1 protein-coding gene is annotated in these 626 nt (G+C 65.0%); it reads left to right on the top strand.

The features are described 5' to 3' along the window. Positions 1-626: GTP-binding protein (locus tag ACFFNA_RS39790; protein WP_378925831.1), on the top strand; the 626-nt coding region annotated here is incomplete at both ends.

Genomic DNA, 626 nt, shown 5'->3' with positions numbered 1-626 from the left:
GGCGCGATCCTGGTTGTGTCGGCTGCCGACGGCCCGATGCCGCAGACCCGCGAGCACATCCTGCTGGCCCGTCAGGTCGGCGTGCCGTCGATCGTGGTGTTCCTGAACAAGGTCGACCAGGTTGACGACGCCGAGCTGCTCGAACTGGTCGAGCTCGAGGTTCGCGAACTCCTGACCAAGAACGAGTTCCCCGGCGACGACATTCCGATCGTCAAGGGTTCGGCGCTTGCCGCTCTGGAAGATTCGGACAAGAAGATCGGCGAGGACGCGATCCGCGAGCTGATGGCTGCGGTCGATGCCTACATCCCGACGCCTGTTCGTCCGCTCGACAAGCCGTTCCTGATGCCGATCGAAGACGTGTTCTCGATCTCGGGCCGTGGCACGGTGGTGACCGGTCGCGTCGAGCGCGGCGTGGTCAAGGTCGGCGAGGAACTCGAGATCATCGGCATCCGTCCGACGACCAAGACGACCTGCACCGGCGTTGAGATGTTCCGCAAGCTGCTCGATCAGGGCCAGGCTGGCGACAACATCGGCGCGCTGCTGCGCGGCGTTGACCGTGAAGGTGTCGAGCGCGGCCAGGTTCTGGCCAAGCCCGGCACGGTGAAGCCGCACAAGAAGTTCGTGGC

Origin of the sequence: Mesorhizobium kowhaii, assembly GCF_042431665.1 — a bacterium.
Classification (GTDB): Bacteria; Pseudomonadota; Alphaproteobacteria; order Rhizobiales; family Rhizobiaceae; genus Mesorhizobium; species Mesorhizobium kowhaii.
This window is presented reverse-complemented; position numbering and strand designations above follow the sequence as displayed.